We start from the raw sequence: 3,628 nt of genomic DNA on the forward strand, positions 1-3,628 counted from the left end.
CGGGCGTCAGCTCGTGCACACCTCGCAGCAGGTCGGTGGTGCTGATCGCCTCGTCGGGCTTCCACATGCTCAGGAGGGAGAACGCGCCGGCGAACATCAGGCGCCGTCGGAGTGGCAGGCTGTCGCCGGTCCCCGGCTGCAGCCGGGTGAAGTCGGCCGCGTTGTTGGCCAGGATGCCGAGCCGGTTCGCGGCGGTGGGGGGAAGCAGTTCCCACCACGCCGCGATCTCCTCGTCCGTGAGTGCGTTGACCGTCCGCACTCGCGGGTGCTGCCTGGCCCTGCTGATCCGGGCGGCCCAGATCGGGTCCGAGTGCAACGGCGTCTTCCCACCCGCCTGCCGGCTGGGCTTGGAACTCCCTGCCGGGGTCGGAGAGTTGTGCGATTTCGATGGATTCACCGGGTGTGCGGGCAGGGCCGGGGCCGATGGGCTCACCTGCTCGGCCCGGTGCTCGGCCCGGTGCTCGTGCTGGTTGCTCAGGGTGGTGTGCCGGGCCGGGGCATCCATGCTGAGGGCGTGGGCGACGGCCCGGGTGGCCGCGGCGAACACCGCCGGGCGAATCTGGGGCAGAGTGATGCCGTAGTCGGCCTTCACGCGATGGGTGTACAGGAGCCGGCCTTCCTCGGCGAAGGGAAGTGGCCTGTCGGGATCGTGGTAGTGCAGGCCGAGCAGCCGGGCGGTGTCCTGACGGTAGGAACGCAGGTGCTCGGGGTGCCAGTCCTGGACGCGGAGGCTCGAGCCGTCGTTGCGGGCGACGAAGTCGATCGCCTGCCGGGCGAGCTCGTGCTCGTCGGCTCCGAGGCCGGCACCGGACAGATGCCTCTTCGCTTCGGCCGTGAGGTGGTCGGGCCAGGGGTCGGTGGGCTGGCGGTGGAGCCCGAAGTCGTCGGGGCGCGTGGCGGCGCGGGCCCGGGCGAGATCCTCGGGGCCGGGTTCGTGGGTGCCGGGGGCGAGGAGGACGGCCCTGGTGGCGATCTTGTCGCAGAGCCACAGGCCGTTCTCGTCGCCGATCAGCTGCGGCAGGTCCACCGGGTACAGGAAGCGCTTGGCGACGTCCAACAGACTGAAGTCCGTGAGCTCCGTCATCTTGGTCCGCTTGCCGTCGGGCGTGAGCTCCTTCCAGTGCGTGCCGAAGAAGCCGGTGACGCGGGTGCGCAGGTCCTCGTGGGAGGCGATGTAGGTCAGGGCCGCTTCCAGCGCACTGTGCGGGTCGGGCAGCGACTTGACGAGGGCCTCGATCCCGACGAGGTCGAGGGTGCCGCGCGTGTTGGCGATGCTGTTGACGAGGACCTGGACGGTGTCGGCGACGAGGCCGGGAATCTCGTCGGGCCGCAGCTGGTGGCGCGCGGGCTCCGAGGAGATCAGCCAGCTGCCCTGGTGGGAGTCGTCGTGCTTCAGCTGCTGCGGTTTCGGGTCGCGAGTCAGGCCGAACGGGTGGTTCTCGTCGACCAGGTACCAGCCGAAGGAGATCAGGGTCCGCCGGACGGCGAAGGGGCCGGCGAGTTCCACGACGGGACTGCGGAGGTTGAGGTTCCAGAGGCTGCGGTGCCCCTGGTAGGCCGCGGAGTCGCGGAAGAGACCGGGCTCGTCCTTGGCGTACGCGGCGACGACGTTGTCCAGCAGGGTGCGGAAGAACGGGTGGCCGGGGAGGGTGAGGAACCCGCCGTTGCCGGCCTCGCGCGTGTAGGAGAACCCGGCATCGCTTTCGGCGACGTCCTGGAAGACGTTGCCGTCGGGGAGGAGCAGCTTGTTGCCGTCCAGGTACAAGCCGCCGCCTTCGAGCAGGTTCAGGCGGACGATGTCGGAAGCGGCGGCGTAGCCGGGGCCGTTGTGGTGGTTCAGCCGGTCGAGGAAGGCGTCGTGGGCGATCATCGGCTGGCCGTGGTGGTAGCGCTCGTGGACGTTGACCAACCGGATGCCGTGGTCCTTGGCCCAGTGGGCCAGGTCCCAGATGTCGCTCTGGCGTGCGTCGTCGGGCCGGGTGTGCTGGGCGAGGGCGGTACGGACTTCCTCACGGGTGATCTCGGTGAGGTGGACGAAGGTGAGGTCGGGGTTGCGCCGGGTGCTCTCCGCAAGACGCTCCCAGAACAACTTGCTGTGACCCTCGGGGCGCAGGACGGAGCCGAACCAGATCGAGTACGAGATCTTCGGGATTCCCTGGAGAACCCGCTCGGGCAGCGGGGCGTCGCCGGATCTGGGCGCCCAGTCCGTGAGGTAGCGCCTCCCTGGGCGGGGACGTACGACCTTGTCGTGGTAGGCGCTCAGGTCCCAACTGTTCGGGTCCATCTCGTGGTGCTGCGGAGTGGGGGCCAGCAGGTCGAGCTTGTCGTACAGGCACAGAGTCTGCTCGGGGGACAGACCGTGGTAGTCGTGGCCGACGAGGAAATCGCGGGTGGGCGCGGGCGTCCGTCGGCCGAACAGGTCCGGGCCCAGGGTCGCCGGTGTGATGGTGACGGAGTCCGGTGTCCCGGCTTCCTGCGCCTTGTGGTGCAGGTGTGCCACCAGTTCGTGGACCGATGGTCCACTGCCGAGAGCCTCGGTGGGGACGCGGCCCGGGAGCGGGTCCGTCCGCATCGGGTCCGGGCCGCTGTGCCCGGGGTGACCGGGCTCGGTGCTCGTGCCGGAGCGGGGCTGGGACGGGCCAGCGGCGGTGTCCCCGCTGGTAGGGGTGGGCGTGGTGTGGGAGGGGCCTGCGATGGCGGTCGCGTCGTGGGGGTGCGTGGAGTGTTCGGGGTGTTCGGGGTGGTCGGGGCCTGCGCCGAACAGGCCGACGCGTAGGCGGTTTTCTGAGACGGCGAAGAGGCTGGCGCCGCGGTGGAAGGCTTCGCGGTAGGCGTGGTCGATGTGGGTGGGTGGGGTGGTGGGGGGAAGGGTGGGTGTTTCGGTGGTGAAGCGGTGCTGTCCGAGGTCGTAGAGGCCGCGTGCGGCGAGGTCGCCGGCGAGGGCGGCCCGGCGGGTGAAGTGGCGCAGGGCGTCCGGTGTCTCGCCGGGGAGCGGGGCGGGGTCGGCGGTGTTGTTCACCGCGGTGAGCAGGCGGTCGCGGTGGCGCCTGGGCAGTGCGTTCCACCAGGCGTCCAGAGCGGTGTCGGTGATGTGTGTGACGTGCTGGACCAGCGGGCGGCTGCGGGCGGTGCGTACGTGTTCGTCCCAGCCGGGTTCACGGCCGGGGTGGCCGAGGGGGTAGCGGCGCTGCGTGGCGGTGGGGGGTTCGGCGGCGGGCAGGGGGGCCTGGTGGTCCTTCGGGGCCTCGCCTTCGGTGGCGACGGCGCGGGGCTGCTGCCGCGGGGTCGTCAGGTCGGGGGACAGGCGGTCGGGCTCCGGAGCGGAGCGGGTCTCGCGCCCGTGAACTGTGGCCGCGTCAAGTCCCTTGCGGGCCAAGGCCGACGTCGGTGACTCCATGGCGTGGATGAGCCGCATGCCGTGGTGGGCGGCGCCGCCGAGTGCGCCGGTCCCGGCCCCGGCGGCCGCGGCCAGGGCGAACACCTCCGGATCCCACACGCCGCCCTCCCACGCGGTGGAGACCACCGCGCCGCCCTCGCCGCCGATCGCCCCGCCCAGGAGACCACCGGCCGCCTTCCGTACCAGCTCCGGCCCCGCCAGCCGGTCCCCCAGACCCCGGCCCGCCACGTC

At 71.6% G+C, this 3,628-nt stretch carries 1 pseudogene; it reads right to left on the reverse strand.

Annotation, left to right across the window (positions count from 1 at the left end):
* Window positions 1-3,628 (reverse strand): annotated as a pseudogene (locus tag AB0O11_RS39155) (hypothetical protein); the annotation flags it as partial.

The sequence above is a fragment of the Kitasatospora sp. NPDC093102 genome, assembly GCF_040683915.1.
Classification (GTDB): Bacteria; Actinomycetota; Actinomycetes; order Streptomycetales; family Streptomycetaceae; genus Kitasatospora.